This is a genomic window from Massilia arenae, from assembly GCF_008014745.1.
In the GTDB taxonomy this organism is placed as follows: Bacteria; Pseudomonadota; Gammaproteobacteria; order Burkholderiales; family Burkholderiaceae_D; genus Telluria; species Telluria arenae.
In genome coordinates this window covers 167,924-190,623 of record NZ_VPFD01000004.1, presented here as the reverse complement: position 1 = coordinate 190,623, position 22,700 = coordinate 167,924, and the positions used below count along the sequence as shown (strand labels likewise).

The following is a 22,700-nucleotide window of genomic DNA, read 5'->3' as shown; positions in this document are numbered from 1 at the left end:
GGCAAGTGCCCAACGCGCGCGAGTGCAGCGCATTTGGACAACTGGATATTATAACTATGCATGAATGCCGATATGTATGGCAAATACACTTTTTCTTCCCGATTTATATCTTTTGTAGATAAATCACGCGAAGCGCTACAGAGCTGCTTACACTGAGGGAAAGATTCGTTGACAGGCTCCAAACAATTGTCTAGCATTATAGAACAATTGTCCTTGGCGCCTGACAGCGCATACGAACGCGATGCCGAAAAAAGAACAGTTATACGAGCTGATCCGTTCCAACCCCTTCATCTCGCAACAAGACCTGGCCGGCCATCTCGGCCTGTCGCGCTCCGCGGTCGCCAACTACATCGCCGCCCTGGTGCGCGAGCGCCGCATCCTCGGCCGTGCCTACGTGCTACCTGACCACCGGCCGGTGCTGTGCATCGGCGCGGCCAACCTCGATCGCAAGCTGCGCACGACGGCCAGGCTGGCGCTCGGCACCTCGAACCCGGCGCGCCAGACCGAATCCTTCGGCGGCGTCGCACGTAACATCGCCGAGAACCTGGCGCGCCTGGGCGTCCCCACGGCGCTGGTCACGGCGGTCGGCGGCGATTCGTCCGGCCGCGCCCTGCTCTCCTACGCCGACGAAACCGGCATCGATACCCGCGGCGCGCTGCGCGTGGACGGCGCCGCCAGCGGCACCTATACCGCGGTGCTCGACGAGGACGGCGACATGCGCGTGGCGCTGGCCGACATGGAGATCAACGAGTCGCTCACGCCCGAGTTCTTCGCGACCCGCGAGCAGCAGCGCGCCGGCGCCGCCCTGATCATCGCCGACCTGAACCTGCCGCGCGAGGCGGTCGCCGCCCTGCTGGAAGGTAGCCGTCGCGACGGGGTGCCGATGGTGATCGTCGCCGTTTCGGAACCCAAGATCGACCGCCTGCCGCGCGACCTGACCGGCCTGCGCCTGCTGATCCTGAACGTGGGCGAACTGGCGGCGCGCGTCGGCCGGCCGCTGGAGACCGACGCCGACATCGCCGCGGCCTGCGCCGAACTGCGGCGCGCCGGCGTCCAGGACGTGATCGTCACGCGCGGCGCCCTGGGCGTCATGTTTACGACCGCCACCGGCATCGGGCTGCTTGAGGGCCAGGCTGCCGACGTGGTCGACGTCACCGGCGCCGGCGACGCCTTCGCCGCCGCCGTCTGCTGGACCCTGTACAGCGGCCAGCCCGAGCCAGACCTGGAATTGGCCTGCCGCCGCGGCCAGATGCTGGCCGCCATGACCATCGCCTGCACGCAGACCGTCTGCCCGCAACTGGTCCCGGGGCTGTTCGACGCCCCGGTCCAGGACATCGTTACCGACTGAATAGAGACTCGACCATGCATTCCTTCCTCCTGTTTTCGCCCGAAGTGGCGGCCGCCCGCACCGCCGGCAAGCCGATCGTCGCCCTAGAATCGACCATCATCTCGCACGGCATGCCCTACCCGCAGAACGTGCACACCGCGCGCGAAGTCGAGCAGGTCATCCGCGACGCCGGCGCCGTGCCGGCCACCATCGCCATCATCAAAGGCAAGATCTGTGTCGGCCTGTCGGAAGACCAGCTCGAAACGCTGGGCTCCTCGCCGGACGCCATCAAGGTCAGCCGCCGCGACCTGCCCTACGTGCTGTCGCAGGGCCGCCTGGGCGCGACCACCGTCGCCGCCACCATGATCTGCGCCGAACTGGCCGGCATCGAGGTCTTCGTCACCGGCGGCATCGGCGGCGTGCACCGCGGCGCTGAAACGAGCTTCGACATCTCGGCAGACCTGCAGGAACTCGCCCAGACCAGCGTGGCCGTGGTGTGCGCCGGCGTGAAGTCGATCCTCGACATCGGCCTGACGCTCGAATACCTCGAAACCCACGGCGTGCCGGTGCTGGCCGTCGGCCAGCCGGGCTTCCCCGCCTTCTTCACGCGCGACAGCGGCTTCAAGGCCGACTTCCAGCTCGATTCGCCCGAGGAGCAGGCCGCCTTCATCCGCACCAAGTGGCAGCTCGGCCTGAAAGGCGGCGTGGTGGTCAGCAACCCGGTCCCGGCCGAGTCGGCGATGGCGCCCGACGAGATCGACGCCATCATCCACCAAGCCCTGCAAGAGGCGCAGCAGCAGGCCGTGACCGGCAAGCAGGTCACACCCTTCCTGCTGGCCCGCATCAAGGAGCTGACGGGCGGGCGCAGCCTGGCCACCAATATCGCGCTGGTCAAGCACAACGCCCTGGTCGGCGCGCGCCTGGCCGTGGCGCTGCACCACAAGGCCGCCTGACCAGACCGGGCCGCCATGTCGATCGACCTCAAACAGCTCAAATACTTCCTGGCGGTAGCCGAAGAAAAAAGCTTCAGCCGCGCCGCCGAGCGCCTGCACATCTCGCAGCCGCCGCTGTCGCAGCAGATCATGAAGCTCGAGAGCGAGCTGGGGGTGAAGCTGTTCACCCGCACCACGCGCAGCTTCGAGCTGACCGTGGCCGGCCGCGCGCTGATGGTGGAGGCGGCCGATTTGCTGGGCAAGATGCGCATGACCATCGACACGATCCGCCAGATCGACCGCGGCGAGGTCGGGCGGCTGCGGGTCGGCATCGTCGGCTCGGCGATGTGGGGCCCGATCCCCGGCCTGCTGGAGCAGTTCCAGAGCCAGTTTCCACGCGTGACCTGGACCATCCACGAGCTGGGCCCGAACGACCAGTGGGAAGCGCTGCGCAGCAAGCAGATCGACGTCGGCTTCTGGCGCGAGCCGCGCATCGAGCAGGACGTGCTCAAGCAGGCCAACCTGCGCCAGGAACTCTGTTTCAGGGAGCAGTTCTGCGTGGCGGTCAATGCCCGCCATCCGCTGGCCGAACGCGATTCCATCGCCCTGCCCGAAATCGCGGGCGAACCCATGCTGACCCTGCACCTGGACCAGTCGGCGGAGCCGCGCTACCTGATCCAATGCTGCGTGAACGCCGGCTTCCAGCCGACCATCTTCCAGGAGGCGGCCGAGCCGCAGACCCTGCTGGCCATGGTCGGCGCCGGCCTGGGCGTGGCCCTGATGCCGGAAACCACCAGCCGCATCGGCTGGCCGGGCGTGCGCTTCCTGCCGATCCACGCCCACGCGCCATCGGCCAACCTGTATATCAGCTACCCGGCGCAAGACGATGCGCCGGTTGTGCGCGCCTTCCTCAAGATCCTGTTCCCGGAAGAGCAGCCGGCCTGACGACTTCCGGTTATCTTTTCCCGCTCGGCCCGCCATGTGCGGGCCGAACCGTTTTTGTACCGCCTTCTCACGAGTCCTAGCGTAAATTGCGCACCTTTTGAGCAAAAAACCCCCGCACGATTGAGTTCAATTAACTATTTCTCAACTTTGCCTCCGGTATGATGGTTATCAAGTTCATCAATTTCTACAGGATTCCGTATGACTACAGCGACGCGGCGGTACGATGGGATCGGCGTGGAAACGGGCGACGACGCCGCCTTCGATGACATCGCATCGCTGCGCCGGGCGGTGGACGAACGGATCGACCAGTTGCTGTCCGGCGGCCCCAACGACCGCCTCACCAAGGCCATGCGCTCGTCCGCGCTCAGCGCCGGCAAGCGCATGCGTCCCCTGCTCCTGATGCTGGTCGCGCGTGACCTCGGCTGCAAATCGCCCGCCCTGATCGACGTCGCCTGCGCGATCGAACTGGTGCATGCGGCATCGCTGATCCTCGACGACCTGCCGTGCATGGACGACGCCAGCCTGCGCCGCGGCAAGCCCGCGATCCACATCCAGTATGGCGAAGACGTCGCCATCCTCGCTTCGGTGGCCCTGCTCAGCCGCGCCTTCGGCGTGCTGTCGCAGGCCCAGGACATCGCCCCCGCCACCCGCGCGCGCCTGGTCGCAACGCTGGCGCAGACGGTCGGCGACCAGGGCCTGGTGCGCGGCCAGTTCGAAGACCTGCACGGCGGCGCGCGTTCGCCCGAGGCGATCGCCACCACCAATGAACTCAAGACCGGCCTGCTGCTGGGCGTGGCCGTCGACATGGCCTGCATCGTCTGCCATGCCGACGAGTCGGTTGCGCAGCAGCTGCGCGCCTTCGCGCTGGCGGCCGGCCAGGCCTTCCAGATCAAGGACGACTTCCTCGACGGCGCCGGCAACGACAGCGCCGTCACCGGCAAGGACACCGGCAAGGACGTCGGCAAGGCCACTCTGATCAACACACTGGGCCGCGACGAAGCCCAGCGCCGCCTGGCAGCCTGCCTGGTCGAAGCCGACCGCTGCCTCGGCGCCGCCGTCGGCGCCCACGGCCGCACACGCCGCTTCGTCGGCGCGCTGTTCGCGAAGGAAGCAAAGGGCAAGCGCTTCGTGCCCGAGCTGGCCAAGGCGCGCGAGGTGCGTCCGGGCGCGCACCTGGCCGAGTTGCGCCTTTCCTGAGGACGGCGCTTCGCATGGCGCATTTCGCGGTCGTGGCCCCGGCGCTCTACAGCCACTTCAATACCTTGACCGTGCTCGCGCGCGAACTGGTCGTCCGCGGGCACCGCGTCACCTTCGTACATCGCCCGGATGCCGCCGCCTATGTGAAGGACGAGCGAATTGGCTTCCACGCCGTCGGCCTCGACACCCATCCGGCCGGCTCGCTGCCGGCGATGCTGGCGCGGGTCGCCAATCCCGGCTCGCCGCTGGGCCTGCGCCGCGTGATCCTCGACATGGCGGCCAGCACCACGATGCTGTGCCGCGAACTGCCGGCCGCGCTGCGCCGGCTGCAGGTCGATTTTATTGTCGCCGACCAGATGGAAGCGGCCGGCGGCCTGGTGGCCGAAGGTATCGGCATGCCCTTCGTCTCGGTCGCCTGCGCCCTGCCGGTCAACCGCGAGCCGGGCATCCCGCTGCCCGTCATGCCCTTCATGTATGAAGACAGCGAGCGCGCCTTCAAGATGGTCGAAGGCAGCACCATGGTCTACGACTGGATGATGCGGCCGCACGAGCGCGCGATCTCCGCCGCGGCCCAACAGCTCGGACTGCGTCCGCGCGCAAAACTGCACGAATGCCTGTCGCCGTTGGCCCAGGTCGGCCAGATCGTGCCGGGCTTCGATTTTCCACGGCGCGCGCTGCCGCCGCATTTTCATCATGTCGGGCCGCTGCACAGCGGAGCCGCAGTATCGGCCCAGTCGCCTGCCGAACTCGCCGCAATGCTGCCGCCCGCATCGAGCACGCGCCCCTTTGTCTACGCCTCGCTCGGCACCCTGGTCAGCCAGCGCTTCGGCCTGTTCAAGCGCATCGCGCACGCCTGCGCGCGCCAGGACGCGCAACTGCTGGTCGCCCACTGTGGCGGCCTGGATGACTCGCAGGTGCGCGCGCTCGAACGCATCGGCGACACCCGCGTGCACGCCTTCGTGCCCCAGCTGGCCGTGCTGGCGCGCGCCGACGCCGTTATCTCGCACGCCGGCGCCAACACCGTGATGGAGGCCATCGCCACCCGCACGCCGATCCTGGCGCTGCCGATCGCCTTCGACCATCCGGGCGCCGCCGCCCGGGTGGAATATGCCGGCGTAGGCCTGCGCGCCTCGCCGCGCCTCGCGACCGTCGCCGATCTGGCGCGCAAGCTGCGCCGCCTGCTGGACGAGCCAGGCTTCCGGCAGCGCATGGAACCGCTGGCGGAGCAGATCCGGCAAGCCGGTGGCGCGCCGCGCGCGGCCGACGTCATCGAGGCCGCGCTCGGATTGGCCCCCGAATCCCGACGCCTGGCCAGCCATGGATGAGCATAGCAATGAGCACTACAAGGTCGACTACGACCTGATCCTGGCCGGCGGCGGACTGGCCAACAGCCTGATCGCGTGGCGCGTGCGCAGCGAGCGTCCCGAGCTGCGCATCCTGGTGCTCGAGCAAGGCAAGCGCCTGGGCGGCAACCATACCTGGTCGTTCCACGACAGCGATCTCGATCCCGCGCAGCTGCGCTGGATCGCGCCGCTGGTCACACACCGCTGGCCGCGCTACGACGTGGTGTTTCCCGACCTGGCCCGCACCTTGGCGGGCGGCTACGCCAGCATCGCCGCGCTCGACCTGGCCCACGTGGTCGAACCGGCGCTGGGCGCCACGCTGCGCACCGGGGTCTGGATCGACGACGTCACGCCCACCAGCGTGCGGCTGGCCGATGGCGAAACCCTGCGAGCGCGCGCCGTCATCGACGGCCGCGGCATGCGCACCAGCAGCCATCTCGCGCTCGGCTACCAGACCTTCCTTGGCCAGGAATTGCGGCTCGACGCCGCCCACGGCCTGACGGCGCCGGTGATCATGGACGCCAGCGTGCCCCAGCAGGGCGGCTACCGCTTCGTCTACCTGCTGCCCTTCGGGCCCGACCGCGTGCTGGTCGAGGACACCCATTACGTCGACAGCGCCGCCTGGGAACCGGAGCGGCTGCGCGCCAACATCGCCGCCTACGTGGCCGCGCGCGGCTGGCGCGTGCGCGACATGCTGCGCGAAGAGCAAGGCTCGCTGCCGATCGTGCTGGCCGGCGACTTCGACGGCTTCTGGGACGAGTTGCACGGCCAGCCGAGCGTCGGCCTGCGCGCCGGCCTGTTCCATCCGACCACCGGCTATTCGCTGCCGCATGCGGTGCGCCTGGCCGAGCGCATCGCGCGCCTGCCCGAGCTGTCGGCCCCGACGCTGTTCGCCGCCATTCGCGAGCAGGCGCGGCAAGCCTGGGACGAACAACGCTTCTTCCGCATGCTCAACCGCATGCTGTTTTTGGCCGGCAGCCCCGACCACCGCTGGCGCGTGATGCAGCGTTTTTATGGCCTGCCCGCGCCCTTGATCGCGCGCTTCTACGCCGGCCGCCCCACCTTGGGCGACAAGGTACGCCTGTTGACCGGCAAGCCGCCGGTGCCCGTCATGGAAGCGTTTGACGCCGTACGCAAGACCCACCCCTATCAGATCAGGACCGCAGAATGAACCAGATGAATTTCAAGCCGAGAATCGAACCGAAACGCGCCGTCGTGATCGGCGCCGGATTCGGCGGCCTGGCGCTGGCCATCCGCCTGCAGGCCGCCGGCATGCAAACAACCCTGCTCGAAAAACGCGACAAGCCGGGCGGCCGCGCCTACGTCTACGAAGACCAGGGCTTCGTATTCGACGCCGGCCCCACCGTGATCACCGATCCGACGGCGATCGAGGAGCTGTTCACCCTGTGCGGTAAAAAGATGAGTGACTACGTCGAGATGCTGCCGGTGGCTCCCTTCTACCGCCTGTGCTGGGAAGACGGCAGCCACTTCGACTACGCCAACGACCAGGAGGCGCTGGACCGCCAGATCCACGCGCGCAACCCGGCCGACGTCGCCGGCTACCGGCGCTTTTTGGCGTATTCGAAGGCGGTATTCGACGAGGGTTACCTGAAGCTGGGCGCCGTGCCGTTTCTCTCTTTCCGCGACATGATCCAGGCCGGCCCGCAACTGGCGCGGCTGGAAGCGTGGAAGAGCGTGTACGGCATGGTGTCGCGCTTCGTCAAGGACGAGCAGCTGCGCCAGGCCTTCTCCTTCCACTCGCTGCTGGTGGGCGGCAACCCGTTCGCCACCTCGTCGATCTACACCCTCATTCACGCACTGGAACGGCGCTGGGGCGTGTGGTTCCCGCGCGGCGGCACCGGAGCCCTGGTGAAAGGCCTGGTGCGCCTGTTCGAGGACATGGGCGGCAAGCTGGAACTGAACGCATCGGTGGCGCGCATCGAGACCGCCGGCAATCTCGCCAGCGGCGTGCGGCTGGAAGACGGCCGCTGGTTCGCAGCCGACGCGGTGGCGTCGAATGCCGATGTGGTCCACACCTATGCCGACCTGCTGAAGAACCACGGCCGCGGCAGCAGCAACGGCGAGGCGCTCAAAAAGAAGCGCTTCAGCAATTCGCTGTTCGTGCTGTACTTCGGCCTGGACAAACACCACGAGCAGCTGCAGCACCATACGGTCTGCTTCGGCCCGCGCTACCGTGAACTGATCAAGGACATCTTCCACGGCCAGACGCTGGCCGACGATTTCTCGCTCTACCTGCACGCCCCCTGCGTCACCGATCCTTCGCTGGCGCCGCCCGGCTGCGGCAGCCACTACGTGCTGGCGCCGGTGCCGCACCTGGGCAACGCGCCGATTGACTGGGAGACCGAAGGCCCGCGCTACCGCGACCGCATCTTCGACTACCTCGAACGGCGCTACATGCCGGGCCTGCGCAGCCAGCTGGTCACCAGCCGCATCTTCACGCCGCACGACTTCCGCGACCAGCTCAATGCCCACCTGGGTTCGGCCTTCTCGCTGGAGCCGATCCTGACCCAGAGCGCCTGGTTCCGCCCGCACAACCGCGATGCCGAGCTACCCAACCTGTACCTGGTCGGCGCCGGCACCCATCCCGGCGCCGGCGTGCCGGGCGTGATCGGCTCGGCCAAGGCGACCGCCGGCCTGATGCTGGAGGGTGTACATGCGGGGGTGCACGCATGAGCGCCTATGCCGGCACCAAGCTGATGGAACACGCGACCCAGACCATCGCGGTCGGGTCCAAGAGCTTCGCGGCAGCCGCCAGGCTGTTCCCGCCCGCCACCCGGCGCAGCGTGCTGATGCTGTACGCCTGGTGCCGCCATTGCGACGACGTGGTCGACGGCCAGGAACTGGGCTTCGCCGCCGCCGCGCCGAGCGCCTACGGCGCCGGTTTCGAGCTTGATCGCCTGTACGACGACACCCGGCGCGCCTATTCTGGCGAGCCGATGCGCGACCCGGCCTTCGCCGCCTTCCAGGAAGTGGCGCTGGGCCACGCGATCGCGCCGCGCTATGCTTTCGACCACCTGGCCGGCTTCGCGATGGACGTCAACGAGGCGCGCTACTCCACCATCGACGACACCATGCGCTACTGCTACCACGTAGCCGGCGTGGTCGGCCTGATGATGGCCTCGATCATGGGCGCCCGCGACGAACTGGTGCTGGACCGCGCCTGCGACCTCGGGCTGGCCTTCCAGCTGACGAATATCGCGCGCGACATCATCGACGACGCGAAGATCGGGCGCTTCTACGTGCCGGCTGAATGGCTGCTGGAGGCCGGCATCCCGCCCGACCACGTGGCCCTGCCGCGCCACCGCGCGGCGCTGGCGCGCGTCGCGGCGCGCCTGGTCGATCACGCCGAGCCGTATTATGAGTCGGCCACGTTGGGCATCGCCGCCCTGCCCCTGCGCTCGGCCTGGGCGATCGCCACCGCGCGCAATGTGTACCGGCAGATCGGGATCGAAGTCAAACGGCGCGGGGCGCACGCCTGGGACGAACGGGTGGGCACTTCGAAGGCGGCCAAGCTGCGTTTATTGGCCCTGGGAGGGTTCCAGGCGCTGGCCTCGCGCCTCAGCCCTGCTCGGGCAGCGATGGCGCCGCGGCGGCGCGATCTGTGGCTGCGTCCTGGCCGCGCGGGCGGCGCACCTGGCCCTGCTGCGCTTGCAACTGGCGCTTGAGCCGGGCAACCGGCGGCGCGTACAGGAAGCCGAAGGACACGGCGCCCTCCTTGCCTTCCACCGCATGGTGCATGCGGTGGGCCTGGTACAGGCGCTTGAGGTAGCCGCTTTTGGGGACGTAGCGGAACGGCCAGCGCTGGTGCACCAGGCCGTCGTGGGCGATGAAGTACAGGGCGCCATAGGCAGTCATGCCGGCGCCGATCCATTCGAGCGGGTGGTAGCCGCGCGTGCCGAACCAGATCAGGGCGATGGCGACACCGGCGAACACCACGGCGTACAGGTCGTTTTTTTCGAACCAGCCGGTGCGCGGCTCGTGGTGCGAGCGGTGCCAGCCCCACCCGAAGCCGTGCATCACGTACTTGTGCGCGACGATGGAGAACACTTCCATGAACGCGATGGTGGCCAATACGATGAGCGCGTTGGAAAGCATAATGAAGGCTGCGAGAGCGTTGACGGGATGCCAACAGCCTACCATGGCGGCCCATGCGCACGGTTGCGCGGCGCTGCCCTATACCGGTGAAAAGCGGTCAAACACGATTCACACTTAACCTAATGGAGTTTTCATGCAGTCGATCTTTCGCACCCTGGGTGTTTCCCTTTTGCTGGCATCAAGCGTGGGCGCCGCCGGTCTCGCTTCTGCCGCGTCGATCGAGGTGAGGGTCCAGGGCATTACGAGTACCAAGGGTACGGTGCGGGTCGCGATCTGCGACAAGGCGACCTTCCTGAAGGATTGCCCTTATGCGGCATCGGCCGCGGCGCGCGTGGGCGAGACCGTGGTCACCGTCGACGACCTGCCGCCCGGCACCTGGGCGGTGCTGTCGTTCCAGGACGAGAACGACAATGGAAAGCTCGACCGCAATGCGCTGGGCATTCCGAAGGAAAGGTATGCGTTCAGCCGCGATGCGCGCGGCCGCTTCGGGCCGCCGAGCTTCGAGGATGCGGCCTTCGTGCTGCGTGACGAGAAGGCGGTCAGCTATATCAAATTGCGCTGATCCGGTGCCAGCCGCGCGTCGCAGGGTCATGCGTTCTGGCTGGCCTCGACCGGCGTAAGGGCATCGGCGAATCCGTGGTTGACATCGCGATGGCCCATCTCATCCTGGCGCACGACCAGCACCACGTCACGCAAGCGGGCATTGGCAGGCAGGTTCCAGTACGCAATCGCGATCTCGGGCGCCGCGACATTTTCCACGCGGCCGGCATCGATCTCCGCCAGGTACAGCGTGTAGCTGATGACTGCCTGCTCTTCGAAATACCCCACCAGGCGGTGCGCGGTTTTTGGTGAAGTCAGGTACAGCAGGAAGAACGCGACGAAGAACAGGGCTTGCACCATCAGGATGACCAGACGCTCGAACCAGTTCGGCTTTGCAATCTGCACGAAGGTCATCAAGTGCATGCGTTCATTTTCCGCTTCATCGAGCAGGGTGCGGATCCAGCCCTGGTCCTCGACCATCCAGCGCAAACAACGCAGGTGCACCAGCATTCCGCCAACCATGCCTGGCACGGCGGCCACGGTTTCCAGCACGATCGCCCGGTTGCCATAGCGTTTGGCAAAAAATGTGTCCGCAAAAAAGCGCAGCATCAGCGTCAGGCCGAGCGCGACGTGGTCGGAAAGATTGCGGGCAGCGCGGTGGTCATCCACGGCCTTGGTTTTATCAATCGCTTTCATTGCAGGCTCCCTGTCTATATGTTGAACATCTATCGACTTGCTGTATCCGGCCAGTGCCGAAAACATGCATTTATGATGCTCCTTAAAATTCCAGAGGTCAACAATCAGGGAAATTTTTTTTGGGTGGGACCGTCCTTCAGGCTAGATGGTTTCTGCGATCGGGATTACGCAGGCATCACTCGGTTTGTTCGCGACGGATTCTCCGGCAGATCACTTCCAGCTCGGCGCTTCCCGACCCGGGAGGATGACCGGCGCAGGTTTTGCTGCGCACGTGCTTTCGCTGGCCGCTGAGGGCGCTGCATCGGCCACAGTAACAGCCCTCCCTCCGCCTTCTCGATTGGTTTGGTATCCGCAACGGCATCATCCCTCGCTTGAGCACACAGTGAACGTATTCTATTCACCGAGTGCTCAGCAATAGTGCCAGCGCGAAGACTGTCCGCTTGTCGGACTTCTCGTACTCACAGCGCATAACGATCGTCAGGCGCTCAAGCCCGGTACTGGGTCGTGATCAGGAATATCCCGAAGCAGAATACAGCTGCGGCAAGCAGCATCGGAATCGACGACAGGATCTTCGCACCAACACTCGTGCGCGTCCTGCCATCGTGGCGCCGTCGGTAGCCCTGGTAGCCGTAATAAAACGCCAGCGGCGGCAGGACGAAGACCGGGATGAGCAGCCAGGCCGTCAATACAGTAAGCGCGGTCAGTGCGAGCGACTTGAGCATGATGGCCGGCCGATGTTGAACTAGTGCGTGGCGCCGCCCGTTTCGCGCACGTCGGCATCGACGCTCACGGTCGTTTCCACCGCCAGCTTGATGCCGGCAATGATGTCGTCCAGCGCCATCGACGGCGGCGCATCGGGCCGCGCTGCGGCCTGTTCCGGCAGGAATGGGACGTGAATGAAGCCGGCTTTGATCGGCTGCGGCTGCGTTGCCGCATGGTGCATCAGCCCATAGAATACGTGGTTGCACACGAAGGTCCCGGCGGTCTGCGACACCCCGGCCACGAGCCCCTTCTCACGCAGCGCACGCACGATGGCCTTGATCGGCAAGGTCGAGAAATAGGCGGCGGGACCATCCGAAGCAATGGCCGCATCCACCGGCTGCTGGCCGCCATTGTCGAGAATCGATGCATCGTCGACGTTGATCGCCACGCGCTCGACCGAGATGTCGGGCCGCCCGCCGGCCTGGCCGACCGCGATCACCACGTCCGGATGCAGTTCGTCGACCATGGCCACCAGGTCTTCGATCGCCTGCCCGAACACGCAGGGCAGCTGGCGCACCTCGACCCGGAAGTGTTCGCCGCGCCAGCCCTCGAGCGCGCGCACCGCTTCCCAGGCCGGGTTGATGCTGGCGCCATTGAACGGCTCGAAGCCGGTAAGCAGTACGGTCTTGATCATCGCGGCCTCACAGGTTCATCAAAAAATACAGCAGGAAGATATTCGCTATCAGGATCGGCAGCGCGCTCGGTATCTGTGCGCGGATCACCGCGTTCTTGTCGGGCAGCTCGAGCAGCGCCGCCGGCACGATATTGAAGTTCGCCGCCATCGGCGTCATCAGGGTGCCGCAGTAGGCGCTGAACATGCCGATCGCCGCCATCACGGCCGGATTGGCGCCATACACGCCGATCAGCACCGGGATGCCGACGCCGCCCGCCATCACCGGGAAGGCGGCGAAACCGTTGCCCATCACGATGGTGAACAGCGCCATGCCGATACAGTACACCGCTACCGCGACGAATGCAGAATCCAGGCCGATATACGTGGTCGTCAGGTGCGCCACCGCCTTGCCGACGCCGGCTTCCGAGAACAGCAGTCCCAGCACCGCCAGGATGTGCGGCAACACCACCGCCCAGCTCATGGCGTCGATCAGGCGCCGCGCCTCGCGCACGCCCTGCAGCGGCGTGGCGCGCGTCAGCCAGCAGGCTGCGATCAGGGCCACGATGGCGCCGCAACCCATGCTGACCAGGGTCAGGTGGGCCGGATCGAGCATCGGCAGAGCGCCGATCTGCACGTCCTTGAGCACGGTGGCGCCGATCACGGTCACGAGCGGCAGCAGCAGCGCCGGAATGAAGATGCGCTTGCCCAGGCGCGCGGCGCTGGCGCGGCGCGCCTCCGGCTCCAGGGCCTTCGGCGCGCCGGCCTTGACGCCGCCAAAGCCGGCCAGCAAGGCCATGACGATCATCAGGGCGCCGACCGCCGCCGGCGGCATGCGCTCGCCGGCCAGGTAAAGCAAGGCATACAGGCCCCAGAACAGCGCGGTGGTGACACGGCGTGGATTGCTGCGGTCCACCAGGTTCATGATGGCCACGGCGGACAACAGCAGCCCGACCAGGATGTAGAAGTGGTCGATGGTGAGGGTCATGCCGCCTCCTTCGCCGCCGCCACGTCACGGCGGATCTCGGCATCGAGCCGGCGCAGGTTCCAGGCATGGATCACGAAGGCGGTAATCGCGGTCGGGATGCCCCACAGCGCGATATGCAGCGGATTGACCTCGATTCCCTCGGCCTGCAGGATCGTGTGCATCAGGACGATGGCGCCGAAGGCGACGAAGATATCTTCGCCGAAGAACAGGCCGATATTGTCGGTGGCGGCCGACATCGCGCGGATGCGGTGGCGCACGCGTTCGGGCAGCTTGCCATGCTGCGTTTCCGCAGCCGCCTCGGCCATCGGCGCGACCAGCGGCCGCACCATCGTCGGATGGCCGCCCAGGCTGGTCAGGCCCATCGCTGCGGTGCTCTCGCGCGCGAACAGGTAGACGATCAACAGGCGGCCAGCGGTGGCCGAGCGCACCCTGGCGATCACCGATTGCGCCTGCTCGCGCAGGCCGAAGCGCTCCAGCAGGCCGATCGCGGCCAGCGGCAGCAGCAGGATCAATGGCAGGTTGCGCGTCTTGACGAAGGCGGTGCCGAGTGACTCGAGCAGGGCCATGACGGGCATGGCGGCCGCGACGCCGGTCACGCCGCAGGCGGCGACGGCGACCAGCACCGGATTGGCGCGCAGCAGGAAGCCCGCGACGACGACGACCACGCCGAGCAGTGGCCACAGATTGACAGCAGATTGCATGGATTCCCCGGCAATATTCGACAAGCCGAGGATGTTACCCGATCTGGTGTGTTAATCCGGCAAGAACTTAGGCAAGAATTCAGCCCGGCCGTACGGGATTGCTCGCCAGGTCACCCACCACCGTATTCCACTGGCGCACGTGGAAGGCGCGCACCAGGCCGTTCGTCACGTAGGGGTCGCGTGCCGCGAACAGCTGGACCGGTTCGGCCGTCTCGCAATTGAAAATCAGCACCGCGTGATCGGCCGGTTCGGCCAGCGCGCCGGCCAGGACCAGCTCACCGCGTTCCTGCGCCTCCCAGGCCAGCTTCAGGTGTACATCGCGGAATTCGCCGCGGCGTTCGAGATAGTCGGGGGCGAGGTCATAGGTGAGCAGGTAATGCACGGCGTCTCCAGGCTGGCGTTAGATAAAGGCGGATACACATCGTAACCGCAATCGTGCAATCGGAACACCAGCACAACGGCAGCGCTCGATGTTGGTTTAAAACAACTTTTTAACCCATTTCGCATGGGCTACCCAACAGTGAGAGCTGTCACACAGAACAAAACTCAGCGGCTGGCGTAGACTATCAGTCATGGATATGTCGAAGAAAATGGCGGCGGGGATCACGGGCTTTGCCAGCATGCTGTGGCTGGGGCTGACGGCAGCCGTCGCCGCCAACCAGCGCCGCCTGGTCTTCAATCCGACGCTCGAGCGCGAAGTCAAAAGCCCGCGCAGCAGCGGCCACCGCACCCGTCCGGTGGTCTTGCGCGCCAACGACGGCACCCGCCTCTCCGGCTGGCTGATGACGCCGACCATTCCCGGCCCGCGCCCGGCGGTGCTGTATTTCGGCGGCCGTTCCGAAGAAGTGTCCTGGGTCGTACGCGATGCGGGCAAGCTGTTCCCCAATATGACCGTGCTGGCGATGAACTACCGCGGCTATGGCGAATCGCAGGGCGTGCCGGCCGAGATCCACATGATCGAAGACGGCTGCCTGCTGTACGACTGGCTCGCCACGCGCGGCCAGGTCGATCCGCACCGGATCGCCGTGGTCGGCCGCAGCCTGGGCTCCGGCGTCGCGGTGCAGGTGGCCAAGGAGCGCCCCGCCCATTCCGTGGTCCTGATCACGCCCTACGATTCGATCCTGGCGATCGCCAAGCGGCGCTTCCGCGTGATGCCCATCGAATACATGCTGCAGCACCGCTTCGAGTCGATCAAGTACGCGCCTTCGCTCAAGGCGCCGACCTATGTGCTGCGCGCGGCCAGCGACGACGTGGTGCCGCACACGCATACCGACCTGCTGGTGGCCAAGCTGGGCCAGCTGGTGGCGGACGACGTCGTGCCCGACTCCGACCACATGAACATCCCCTACCTTGAAGCGACGCAAGACCTGATCGCCGGCTTCCTCACGCGCCAGTTCAGCCAACCGGTGACGCCGGCCGCCGCGGCAGCCGTCGCGGATGCGGTGGCGAACGCCGAGCCGCCCGCCGAGGCGGTCCCAACTCCCGCCGATTTCGACCTCGTGACAAAATAATTGCTGAAAGTTGTCAGCATTTATATTTCCAACGAATAAATTGGCAAGTAAAATCGTATTTGTCATCAACTTGTAGGTTGATGCATATTTGACAGCTTGCGCTGAGATGGCGTGAGTTTGCTCACAAAATCGCCCGACTTTGCCCATTTTGCCGGTTCAGCCTGTTGTGGCCGTGCTACACGCATGCCCTTCTGCTGAGAAAATAGTCGCCAGATACAAACCGTAACTTCCTGCGGATCGCCGGACTGACACAATCGCACAGCGCGAAGTGCCATCCCCGCCATCGCGCTCGAAGTCGCAAATGCGCAGCCCTTGCCCATCGGACGCCATGCCGCGGGTACAATACCGCTATTCCAGGAGCCCATTGATGAAATTTAAGCAACTCAGCATGACCATTGCGGCGCTGTGCGTCGCCGGCAGTGCTTTCGCCGCGCCGGCAGCAGGTCCGATCGCGCAGCCGAAGCTCGGCATGGTCTACGATGCGGGCGGCAAATTCGACAAATCGTTCAACCAGTCGGCCTTCGAAGGCCTGCAGCGCTTCTCGAAAGAGACCGGCGTCAAGGTGTTCGAGGTCCAGGCCAATAGCGATACCCAGGCCGAGCAAGTCATGCGCGGCCTGGCGCGCAAGAAGGTCGACATGATCGCCGCCATCGGTTTCTCGCAAACCCAGGCCGTGCAAAAAGTCGCCCGTGAATTCCCGAACGTGCGCTTCGTGCTGATCGACAGCGTGGCGCAAGGCGCCAACATCGAATCGGTGATGTTCAAGGAACAGGAAGGCTCCTACCTGGTCGGCGTCGCTGCCGCCATGGCCTCCAAGTCCAAGAAGCTCGGCTTCGTGGGCGGCATGGACATCCCGCTGATCCGCGCCTTCGCCTGCGGCTACAACCAGGGCGCCAAGGCGCAAGCGCCGAAGATCGAGATCATCCAGAACATGGTCGGCACCACCGCCGCCGCCTGGAACGACCCGGCCAAGGGCGGCGAGCTGGCGCGCGCGCAGTTCGCGCGCGGCGTCGACGTCGTGTTCGCAGTGGCGGGCGGCAGCGGCATGGGCACGCTGCAGGCGGCCAAGGAACAAGGCAAGCTGGCGATCGGCGTCGATTCGAACCAGAACTACCTGCACCCGGGCACCATGCTGACCTCGATGATCAAGCGCGTCGACGTGGCCGTGTACGACTCCTTCATGGGCGTCAAGAACGGCACCTGGAAATCGGGCGTGCACTATAAGGGCCTGAAGGAAGGCGGCGTCGACTGGGTGCTGGACAAGGACAACCGCAAGGTCGTCACGCCGGAGATCGAAAAGCGCGTCAACGCCGTGCGCACCGACATCATCAACGGCAAGATCAAGGTCATCGATTACCGCGCAGGCAGCAGCTGCCCGGTCTGATCGACCCATTCCCATTCGAAGCGCGCCGCGCCGGTTGATCCCGGCCCGGCGCGCTTTTGAATGATAAGCACACACATATTTACGACAGATCGCAATGCAGCCAGCCGTAGAATTTCGCAATATCAGCAAGGCCTTCGGGCCGGTGCAGGCGAATGCCGATGTCAGCTTCTCGATCGCCAAGGGCTCGATCCATGGCGTGATCGGCGAAAATGGCGCCGGCAAATCCACCCTGATGAGCATCCTGTACGGCTACTATCATGCCGACAGCGGGCAGCTCGTCATCAACGGCGCCGAGCAGAAGATCCGCTCCAGCCAGGAAGCGATCGCGCTGGGCATCGGCATGGTCCACCAGCACTTCATGCTGGTCGAGAACATGACCGTGCTCGATAACGTGATGCTCGGCGCCGAGGGCGGCTTCAAATTGTCGAAGAAGCGCCTTGAGACGGAAGCGAAGCTGCGCGAGATCTGCGCCCGCTACCACCTCGACGTCGATCCGCTGGCCGTCATCTCGACCTTGTCGGTCGGCGCCCAGCAGCGCGTCGAGATCCTCAAGCAGATCTACCGCAGCGCCGAGATCCTGATCCTGGACGAGCCAACCGCGGTGCTGACCACGCAGGAAATCGCCTCGCTGTTCGACATCCTGCGGCTGTTCAAGGAACAGGGCAAGACCATCATCCTGATCACCCACAAGCTGGGCGAGATCATGGAGATCACCGACCAGGTGACCGTGATGCGCGCAGGCCGCGTGGCCGGCGCCGTCGCCACCCGCGACACCTCGAAGGAGCAGCTGGCCAACATGATGGTGGGCCGCCCGATCGAAGGCAACCTGCCGCGCAAACCGCACGCCCCCGGCGCGCCGGTGCTGCAGGTCGAGGGCCTAGAGCTGAAGGACGCCAACGGCGTCCAGCTGCTGGCCGACATCTTTCTTAACGTGCGCGCCGGCGAGATCGTCGCCATCGCCGGCGTGTCGGGCAATGGCCAGAGCGAGCTGATGGAAATCCTGTCCGGCATGCGCCTGCCGACCTCCGGCACCGTGACGATGGAAGGCGCACCGCTGCCCTTCGCCAGCCGCTCGAACGCCGACGGCCTGCCCGCCACCTTCCGTGACCTCGGCATCGGCCACGTGCCGGAAGACCGCCTGCGCGATGGCGTGATCAAGGATTTCTCGGTCATGCAGAACACCGTGTTCGGCTACCAGGACCGCGTCACGAAGCGCGGCCTGTTCGACTTCGACGCCATCGCCCAGCGCTGCGCCCATTTGCTCGAGCAATTCGACGTGCGTCCGAAAGACCCCAATGTGCGCATCGGCCTGCTCTCCGGCGGCAACCAGCAGAAGGTCGTGATCGCGCGCGAAGTGTCGGCCGCGCCGAAGCTGATGCTGGTCGGCCAGCCGACCCGCGGCGTCGACATCGGCACCATTGAAAGCATCCACACCCAGCTGCTGCGCCTGCGCGACGAAGGCGTGGCCATCCTGCTGGTGTCGACCGAGCTGGAAGAAGTGCGCGCCCTCGCCGACCGCATCGTCGTGATGTCGGGCGGCCGCGTCACCGGCGAACTCCATATTGACGAATTCGACACCACCCGCATTGGCCTCTTGATGGGCGGGATGCACAAATCATGAAAACGACTGAACTTCCACGCTGGGCCTCGGGCTTCGTCCTGCCGGTCCTGAACCTGCTGTCCGCGCTGCTGGTCGCCGCGCTGGTCATCCACCTGCTGGGCGAGAGCCCGGTCGAATCGCTGCAGATCCTCGTCAACAGCGCTGTCATCAATCCGGAAGGCCTCTCCTATACGCTGTTCTACGCGTCGACCTTCGTGTTCACCGGCCTGGCCGTGTCGATCGCGATGAAGGCGGGCCTGTTCAACATCGGCGCCGAAGGCCAGATGTACCTGGGCGGCCTGGGCCTGACCCTGGCCATGCTGGCATTCGACGCCAGCCTCTCGGCCTGGCTCCTGATCCCGCTGGCGATCGTCGCCAGCGCCGTATTCGGCGCGGGCTGGGCCTTCCTGCCCGGCTACCTGCAGGCCAAGCGCGGCAGCCACGTGGTGGTCACGACCATCATGTTCAACTTCATCGCCGCCGGCCTGATGAACTTCATCATCGTCAAGTACATGATCCCCGAGGGCGACCAGAACCCGGCCAGCCGCGTGTTCTCGGATGCCGCCATGATCCCGCAGCTGTCGACCTGGCTGCCGTTCTTCGGCGAGAACACCCCGCTCAACCTCGCCTTCATCCTGGCCCTGATCGCCCTGGTGGTCTACTGGGTGGCGGTGTCGCGCTCGAGCTGGGGCTACAAGCTGCAAGCGACCGGCCTGAATGCCCACGCCGCCCACTACGCGGGCGTGCGCATCAGCCGCACCATCATCGTCGCGATGCTGATCTCGGGCGCCCTCTCCGGCCTGGCGGCGGTGAACTCGATCCTCGGTTCGACCCACTACCTGAGCCTGAACTTCCCGGCCGGCGCCGGCTTCATCGGCATCGCGATCGCGCTGATGGGCCGCCAGCATCCGGTCGGCATCCTGCTGTCGTCGGTGCTGTTCGGCGCGCTGATCCAGGGCGGTTTCGACCTGTCGCTGGAGAAGCCGAACATCCCGCAAGAGACCTTCATTTTCATCCAGGGCCTGATCATCCTGTTCTGCGGCGCCATGGAAAACATGTATGGTCCGGCGCTGCTGAAACTGATCAACGCCACTCGTAGCAGCAAGGGATAAGCCATGGAAGACTTCCAGTTCGCCAGCATCGTCGTCTCCACCATCCGCAATGCGCCGGTGCTGATCTTCGCGGCCATGGCCGGCCTGTTCGCCGAGCGCAGCGGCGTGGTCGATATCGGCCTCGAGGGCAAGATCCTGGCCTCGGCCTTCGTCTCGGCCGGCGTCGCCTACACCTACCAGGACCCGTGGATCGGCATCGCCGCCGGCATCCTCGCCTCCTGCGCCCTGGCCCTGATCCAGGCCTTCGTCTCGATCACCCAGAAGGGCAACCAGCTGGTGGCGGGCATCGCCATCAATATCGCGATGAGCGGCCTTACTTTTGTCGTGGCCCAGTACTTCTTCCAGCAGGGCGGCCGCACGCCGGACCTGGGCGAGGCGCGCCTGTCGACCGTGGTGCTGCCCGGTTCCGAACTGGTGGCCGACATTCCCGGTCTGGGCTGGGTCTGGACGCGCCTGATCGGCGGCCATTCGCCGCTGGTGTACTTCGCCTTCGCGCTGCTACCGATCGTGCACTGGGTGCTGTTCCACAGCCGCTTCGGCCTGCGCCTGCGCGCCTGCGGAGAAAACCCGCACGCGGCCGACGCCGCCGGCATCCCGGTCCAGCGCACCCGCTATATGGCGATGATCATCGCCGGCGTGCTGTGCTCGTTCTCGGGCGCCTACCTGTCGATCGTCCAGAGCGGCTTCTTCTTGCGCGACATGTCGGCCGGCGCCGGCTACCTGGCGCTGACCGCCCTGGTGTTCGGCAACTGGCGTCCGCTGTACACGGTGCTGGGTTGCATGATGTTCGGCTTCTTCTCGGCCGTGCAAATCCAGATCGAAGGCGTCGACCTGCCGGTCGTGGGCCGCATCCCGGGTTCGCTGATCCAGATGATCCCGTATATCGTCACCGTGGTGGTGCTGGCCGGCCTGATGGCCAAGTCGGTAGCGCCGAAGGCGCTGGGCAAGCCTTTCGTCAAGTCGCGTTAAGCTATACCTTCACCTGCCCGCGCTCGCGGGCAGGTTCTCCTCCCTGCAGTTCCCTCCTCCCGACTACGTAAAACCACGTAGATTTCTGCCAAACGTCGATGGATGACCACATATCGATACAAATTTGGCATACAAAATGCAATCTTGTTCGGCAACACGCCCCAAGTCTGAGAAAATACCGACTTTCCGTATGGCAACGCACCGACATTCGTCGTTGTCATGCAAATTTTCTGTAAAGGGAACTTATGGCAATCGAGAATATCAAGCTGCGCAGCCTTCTGCTGGGCGGCTTCGCTACCCTGCTGGCGGCAATGTTAATCCTGGTCGGCATCGGCATGGTCCAGACCAAGAAGGCTGAAGACTTGACCGACAAACTGACCAACCAGAGTATGGAGCGTCTGGCGATGCTGCAGGAATGGCAGGCGATCATCGAGACCAATGCCGCGCGCACGATTGCCGCCATCAAGATGGCCGATCCGGCGGATGAGAAATACTTCCTGGACGATATCGCCTCGTCGTCCAAGCGCTCGGACGTGCTGCACAAGGGCTTGATCGAAAGCCTGAAGGATGACGCAGCAGCAATGGCGCTGTTCGACAAGGTCGACGAGCAACGCGAAGGTTATCGCGCAGCGCGCAAGAGCGTGCTGGAGAAAAAGGCTGCGGGCGACGACGAGGCGGTGCGCCAGTTCCTGGCGACCGACATGCTTCCGCGCGTGAAAGCCTATATCGAGAGCCTGCGTGCAATCGTCCAGTTCCAGCAGAACGTGGTCGAAGCCGATGCCCAGATGATCGACGACGGCTTCAAGACCAGCCTGAACCTGCAACTGACCCTGGCCGCGATCGCCCTGGTGGCCGGCGGCGTGTTCGCCTGGTGGATCGGCCGCCGCATCACCGCGCCGCTGGAAGAAGCCGTGGCCGTCGCCCAAACCGTCGCCACCGGTGACCTGAGCAGCCGCATCGTGGCCAGGGGCCGCAATGAAACCGGCGCGCTGATGGGCGCCCTGAAGGACATGAACGACAACCTGGTGGGCATCGTCGGCCAGGTGCGCAGCGGCACCGAGACCATCGTCGAAGCAGCCGACCAGATCTCGGCCGGCAACCTCGAACTGTCGTCGCGCACCGAGCAGCAGGCCGGCGCGCTGGAAGAGACCGCGTCGTCGATGGAAGAACTGACCTCGACCGTGAAGCAGAACGCCGACAATGCGCGCGAAGCCAATGCGCTGGCGCAGACCGCCTCGCAAGTGGCGGGTCGCGGCGGCGAGACCGTCGGCCGCGTGGTGCAGACCATGGATGCGATCACCGATTCGTCGAAGAAAATCTCGGACATCATCGGGGTCATCGACGGCATCGCCTTCCAGACCAATATCCTGGCGCTGAACGCGGCCGTGGAAGCGGCGCGCGCCGGTGAGCAGGGCCGCGGCTTCGCGGTCGTGGCGAGCGAAGTGCGCAACCTGGCCCAGCGCTCGGCAGCGGCGGCCAAGGAAATCAAGACCCTGATCGGCGACTCGAGCGCCAAGGTCGAAGAAGGCAGCCGCCTGGTGTCGGACGCCGGCAGCACCATGCAGGAAATCGTGGACAGCATCGGCCGTGTCACGGCGATCATGTCGGGCATCGCCATGGCCAGCCAGGAGCAGTCGGCCGGTATCGAGCAGGTGAACCAGGCGATCGCCCAGATGGACCAGGTGACGCAGCAGAACGCGGCGCTGGTGGAAGAGGCGGCCGCCGCCTCGACCTCGATGCGCGAACAGGCGCAATTGCTGTCGCAGCTGGTGTCGACCTTCCGTTTCGAAGAGAGCTCGGCGGCAAGCCGTCCCTCGCTCAAGAATGCCGGCCGTCCCGCACTGACGATGCGCCAGGCAGCCTGACGCGAACAAGTTGTCTCCTCTTGACGCCGGGCTGGTCCCGGCGTTTTTTATGGCGTGACCGGATCGACCGGCTCGTAACCGTTCCTTCAAACTTACGCGAAG

Annotated in this window: 22 protein-coding genes; 15 read left to right on the top strand and 7 right to left on the bottom strand. The window is 65.6% G+C overall.

The window, feature by feature from the left end:
- Positions 1-241 precede the first annotated feature (241 nt).
- From FVD38_RS04970 to crtB, 8 genes are all read left to right on the top strand, one after another.
- Positions 242-1,348: a carbohydrate kinase gene (locus FVD38_RS04970; RefSeq protein ID WP_147933801.1), complete on the top strand. Its 1,107-nt coding sequence runs from the start codon at positions 242-244 to the stop codon at positions 1,346-1,348.
- Positions 1,349-1,362: 14 nt separating this feature from the next.
- Complete coding sequence (locus tag FVD38_RS04965; protein WP_147933800.1) at positions 1,363-2,280, top strand: pseudouridine-5'-phosphate glycosidase; 918 nt, start codon at positions 1,363-1,365, stop codon at positions 2,278-2,280.
- A gap of 15 nt (positions 2,281-2,295) precedes the next feature.
- Positions 2,296-3,204 (top strand): LysR family transcriptional regulator, encoded by a 909-nt coding sequence (locus FVD38_RS04960; RefSeq protein WP_147933799.1) that lies wholly within the window; start codon positions 2,296-2,298, stop codon positions 3,202-3,204.
- Positions 3,205-3,402: 198 nt separating this feature from the next.
- Positions 3,403-4,401, top strand: a complete 999-nt coding sequence (locus tag FVD38_RS04955) for a polyprenyl synthetase family protein (RefSeq protein WP_147933798.1) — start codon at positions 3,403-3,405, stop codon at positions 4,399-4,401.
- Positions 4,402-4,415: 14 nt separating this feature from the next.
- Positions 4,416-5,726: a glycosyltransferase gene (locus FVD38_RS04950; RefSeq protein ID WP_147933797.1), complete on the top strand. Its 1,311-nt coding sequence runs from the start codon at positions 4,416-4,418 to the stop codon at positions 5,724-5,726.
- A complete protein-coding gene (gene crtY / locus FVD38_RS04945) occupies positions 5,719-6,915 on the top strand; it encodes a lycopene beta-cyclase CrtY (protein ID WP_147933796.1) in 1,197 nt (398 codons plus the stop codon). The genes FVD38_RS04950 and crtY overlap by 8 nt, the downstream gene beginning before the upstream one ends.
- Complete coding sequence (locus FVD38_RS04940; RefSeq protein ID WP_147933795.1) at positions 6,912-8,438, top strand: phytoene desaturase; 1,527 nt, start codon at positions 6,912-6,914, stop codon at positions 8,436-8,438. Before crtY ends, FVD38_RS04940 begins: the two co-directional genes overlap by 4 nt.
- Positions 8,435-9,430, top strand: a complete 996-nt coding sequence (gene crtB, locus FVD38_RS04935; protein WP_147933794.1) for a 15-cis-phytoene synthase CrtB — start codon at positions 8,435-8,437, stop codon at positions 9,428-9,430. Before FVD38_RS04940 ends, crtB begins: the two co-directional genes overlap by 4 nt.
- On the opposite strand, the gene FVD38_RS04930 is transcribed toward crtB, so the two are convergent.
- Positions 9,324-9,860: a sterol desaturase family protein gene (locus FVD38_RS04930; protein WP_147933793.1), complete on the bottom strand. Its 537-nt coding sequence runs from the start codon at positions 9,858-9,860 to the stop codon at positions 9,324-9,326. The genes crtB and FVD38_RS04930 overlap by 107 nt on opposite strands.
- A gap of 133 nt (positions 9,861-9,993) precedes the next feature.
- Here FVD38_RS04930 and FVD38_RS04925 point away from each other — a divergent pair, with 133 nt between their 5' ends.
- Entirely contained in the window at positions 9,994-10,422 is a 429-nt protein-coding gene (locus tag FVD38_RS04925; RefSeq protein WP_147933792.1) for a DUF2141 domain-containing protein, read from the top strand.
- Positions 10,423-10,448: 26 nt separating this feature from the next.
- Here FVD38_RS04925 and FVD38_RS04920 read toward each other — a convergent pair whose 3' ends face one another.
- From FVD38_RS04920 to FVD38_RS04895, 6 genes are all read right to left on the bottom strand, one after another.
- The gene (locus FVD38_RS04920) at positions 10,449-11,096 is read right to left on the bottom strand and encodes an alternative oxidase (protein WP_147933791.1); all 648 of its coding nucleotides are present in this window, start codon (positions 11,094-11,096) and stop codon (positions 10,449-10,451) included.
- 485 nt (positions 11,097-11,581) lie between these two features.
- Entirely contained in the window at positions 11,582-11,818 is a 237-nt protein-coding gene (locus FVD38_RS04915) for a hypothetical protein (RefSeq protein ID WP_147933790.1), read from the bottom strand.
- A 20-nt stretch (positions 11,819-11,838) separates the two neighbouring features.
- Positions 11,839-12,489, bottom strand: a complete 651-nt coding sequence (pcp, locus tag FVD38_RS04910) for a pyroglutamyl-peptidase I (protein ID WP_441294923.1) — start codon at positions 12,487-12,489, stop codon at positions 11,839-11,841.
- Between the two features lie 10 nt (positions 12,490-12,499).
- Entirely contained in the window at positions 12,500-13,456 is a 957-nt protein-coding gene (locus FVD38_RS04905; protein ID WP_147933788.1) for a DUF979 domain-containing protein, read from the bottom strand.
- Complete coding sequence (locus tag FVD38_RS04900) at positions 13,453-14,157, bottom strand: DUF969 domain-containing protein (RefSeq protein WP_147933787.1); 705 nt, start codon at positions 14,155-14,157, stop codon at positions 13,453-13,455. Before FVD38_RS04900 ends, FVD38_RS04905 begins: the two co-directional genes overlap by 4 nt.
- 79 nt (positions 14,158-14,236) lie before the next feature.
- Entirely contained in the window at positions 14,237-14,539 is a 303-nt protein-coding gene (locus FVD38_RS04895; protein WP_147933786.1) for a YciI-like protein, read from the bottom strand.
- A 190-nt stretch (positions 14,540-14,729) separates the two neighbouring features.
- Here FVD38_RS04895 and FVD38_RS04890 point away from each other — a divergent pair, with 190 nt between their 5' ends.
- The 6 genes from FVD38_RS04890 to FVD38_RS04865 all read left to right on the top strand — a co-directional run bounded on the left by FVD38_RS04890 (position 14,730) and on the right by FVD38_RS04865 (position 22,598).
- Positions 14,730-15,668, top strand: coding sequence for an alpha/beta hydrolase (locus tag FVD38_RS04890; protein ID WP_147933785.1), 939 nt, complete (start codon positions 14,730-14,732; stop codon positions 15,666-15,668).
- Between the two features lie 367 nt (positions 15,669-16,035).
- Positions 16,036-17,052 (top strand): BMP family lipoprotein, encoded by a 1,017-nt coding sequence (locus tag FVD38_RS04885; RefSeq protein WP_147933784.1) that lies wholly within the window; start codon positions 16,036-16,038, stop codon positions 17,050-17,052.
- A 94-nt stretch (positions 17,053-17,146) separates the two neighbouring features.
- Positions 17,147-18,673, top strand: a complete 1,527-nt coding sequence (locus FVD38_RS04880; protein WP_147933783.1) for an ABC transporter ATP-binding protein — start codon at positions 17,147-17,149, stop codon at positions 18,671-18,673.
- Positions 18,670-19,764 carry an ABC transporter permease gene (locus FVD38_RS04875; RefSeq protein ID WP_147933782.1) on the top strand — a complete coding sequence of 365 codons (1,095 nt, stop codon included), beginning with the start codon at positions 18,670-18,672 and terminating at the stop codon, positions 19,762-19,764. Before FVD38_RS04880 ends, FVD38_RS04875 begins: the two co-directional genes overlap by 4 nt.
- A 3-nt stretch (positions 19,765-19,767) precedes the next feature.
- Entirely contained in the window at positions 19,768-20,733 is a 966-nt protein-coding gene (locus FVD38_RS04870; protein WP_123071613.1) for an ABC transporter permease, read from the top strand.
- 245 nt (positions 20,734-20,978) lie between these two features.
- A complete protein-coding gene (locus FVD38_RS04865) occupies positions 20,979-22,598 on the top strand; it encodes a methyl-accepting chemotaxis protein (protein ID WP_147933781.1) in 1,620 nt (539 codons plus the stop codon).
- Positions 22,599-22,700: the final 102 nt, after the last annotated feature.

Coding starts and splice junctions, on each gene's coding strand:
- FVD38_RS04965 (WP_147933800.1), top strand. CDS start 1,363: ATGCATTCCTTCCTCCTGTTTTCGCCCGAAGTGGCGGCCGCCCGCACC.
- FVD38_RS04925 (WP_147933792.1), top strand. CDS start 9,994: ATGCAGTCGATCTTTCGCACCCTGGGTGTTTCCCTTTTGCTGGCATCA.
- crtY (WP_147933796.1), top strand. CDS start 5,719: ATGGATGAGCATAGCAATGAGCACTACAAGGTCGACTACGACCTGATC.
- FVD38_RS04970 (WP_147933801.1), top strand. CDS start 242: ATGCCGAAAAAAGAACAGTTATACGAGCTGATCCGTTCCAACCCCTTC.
- FVD38_RS04870 (WP_123071613.1), top strand. CDS start 19,768: ATGGAAGACTTCCAGTTCGCCAGCATCGTCGTCTCCACCATCCGCAAT.
- FVD38_RS04940 (WP_147933795.1), top strand. CDS start 6,912: ATGAACCAGATGAATTTCAAGCCGAGAATCGAACCGAAACGCGCCGTC.
- FVD38_RS04915 (WP_147933790.1), bottom strand. CDS start 11,818: ATGCTCAAGTCGCTCGCACTGACCGCGCTTACTGTATTGACGGCCTGG.
- FVD38_RS04885 (WP_147933784.1), top strand. CDS start 16,036: ATGAAATTTAAGCAACTCAGCATGACCATTGCGGCGCTGTGCGTCGCC.
- FVD38_RS04950 (WP_147933797.1), top strand. CDS start 4,416: ATGGCGCATTTCGCGGTCGTGGCCCCGGCGCTCTACAGCCACTTCAAT.
- FVD38_RS04930 (WP_147933793.1), bottom strand. CDS start 9,860: ATGCTTTCCAACGCGCTCATCGTATTGGCCACCATCGCGTTCATGGAA.
- FVD38_RS04905 (WP_147933788.1), bottom strand. CDS start 13,456: ATGACCCTCACCATCGACCACTTCTACATCCTGGTCGGGCTGCTGTTG.
- FVD38_RS04890 (WP_147933785.1), top strand. CDS start 14,730: ATGGATATGTCGAAGAAAATGGCGGCGGGGATCACGGGCTTTGCCAGC.
- FVD38_RS04880 (WP_147933783.1), top strand. CDS start 17,147: ATGCAGCCAGCCGTAGAATTTCGCAATATCAGCAAGGCCTTCGGGCCG.
- FVD38_RS04955 (WP_147933798.1), top strand. CDS start 3,403: ATGACTACAGCGACGCGGCGGTACGATGGGATCGGCGTGGAAACGGGC.
- FVD38_RS04920 (WP_147933791.1), bottom strand. CDS start 11,096: ATGAAAGCGATTGATAAAACCAAGGCCGTGGATGACCACCGCGCTGCC.
- crtB (WP_147933794.1), top strand. CDS start 8,435: ATGAGCGCCTATGCCGGCACCAAGCTGATGGAACACGCGACCCAGACC.
- FVD38_RS04900 (WP_147933787.1), bottom strand. CDS start 14,157: ATGCAATCTGCTGTCAATCTGTGGCCACTGCTCGGCGTGGTCGTCGTC.
- FVD38_RS04960 (WP_147933799.1), top strand. CDS start 2,296: ATGTCGATCGACCTCAAACAGCTCAAATACTTCCTGGCGGTAGCCGAA.
- FVD38_RS04865 (WP_147933781.1), top strand. CDS start 20,979: ATGGCAATCGAGAATATCAAGCTGCGCAGCCTTCTGCTGGGCGGCTTC.
- FVD38_RS04875 (WP_147933782.1), top strand. CDS start 18,670: ATGAAAACGACTGAACTTCCACGCTGGGCCTCGGGCTTCGTCCTGCCG.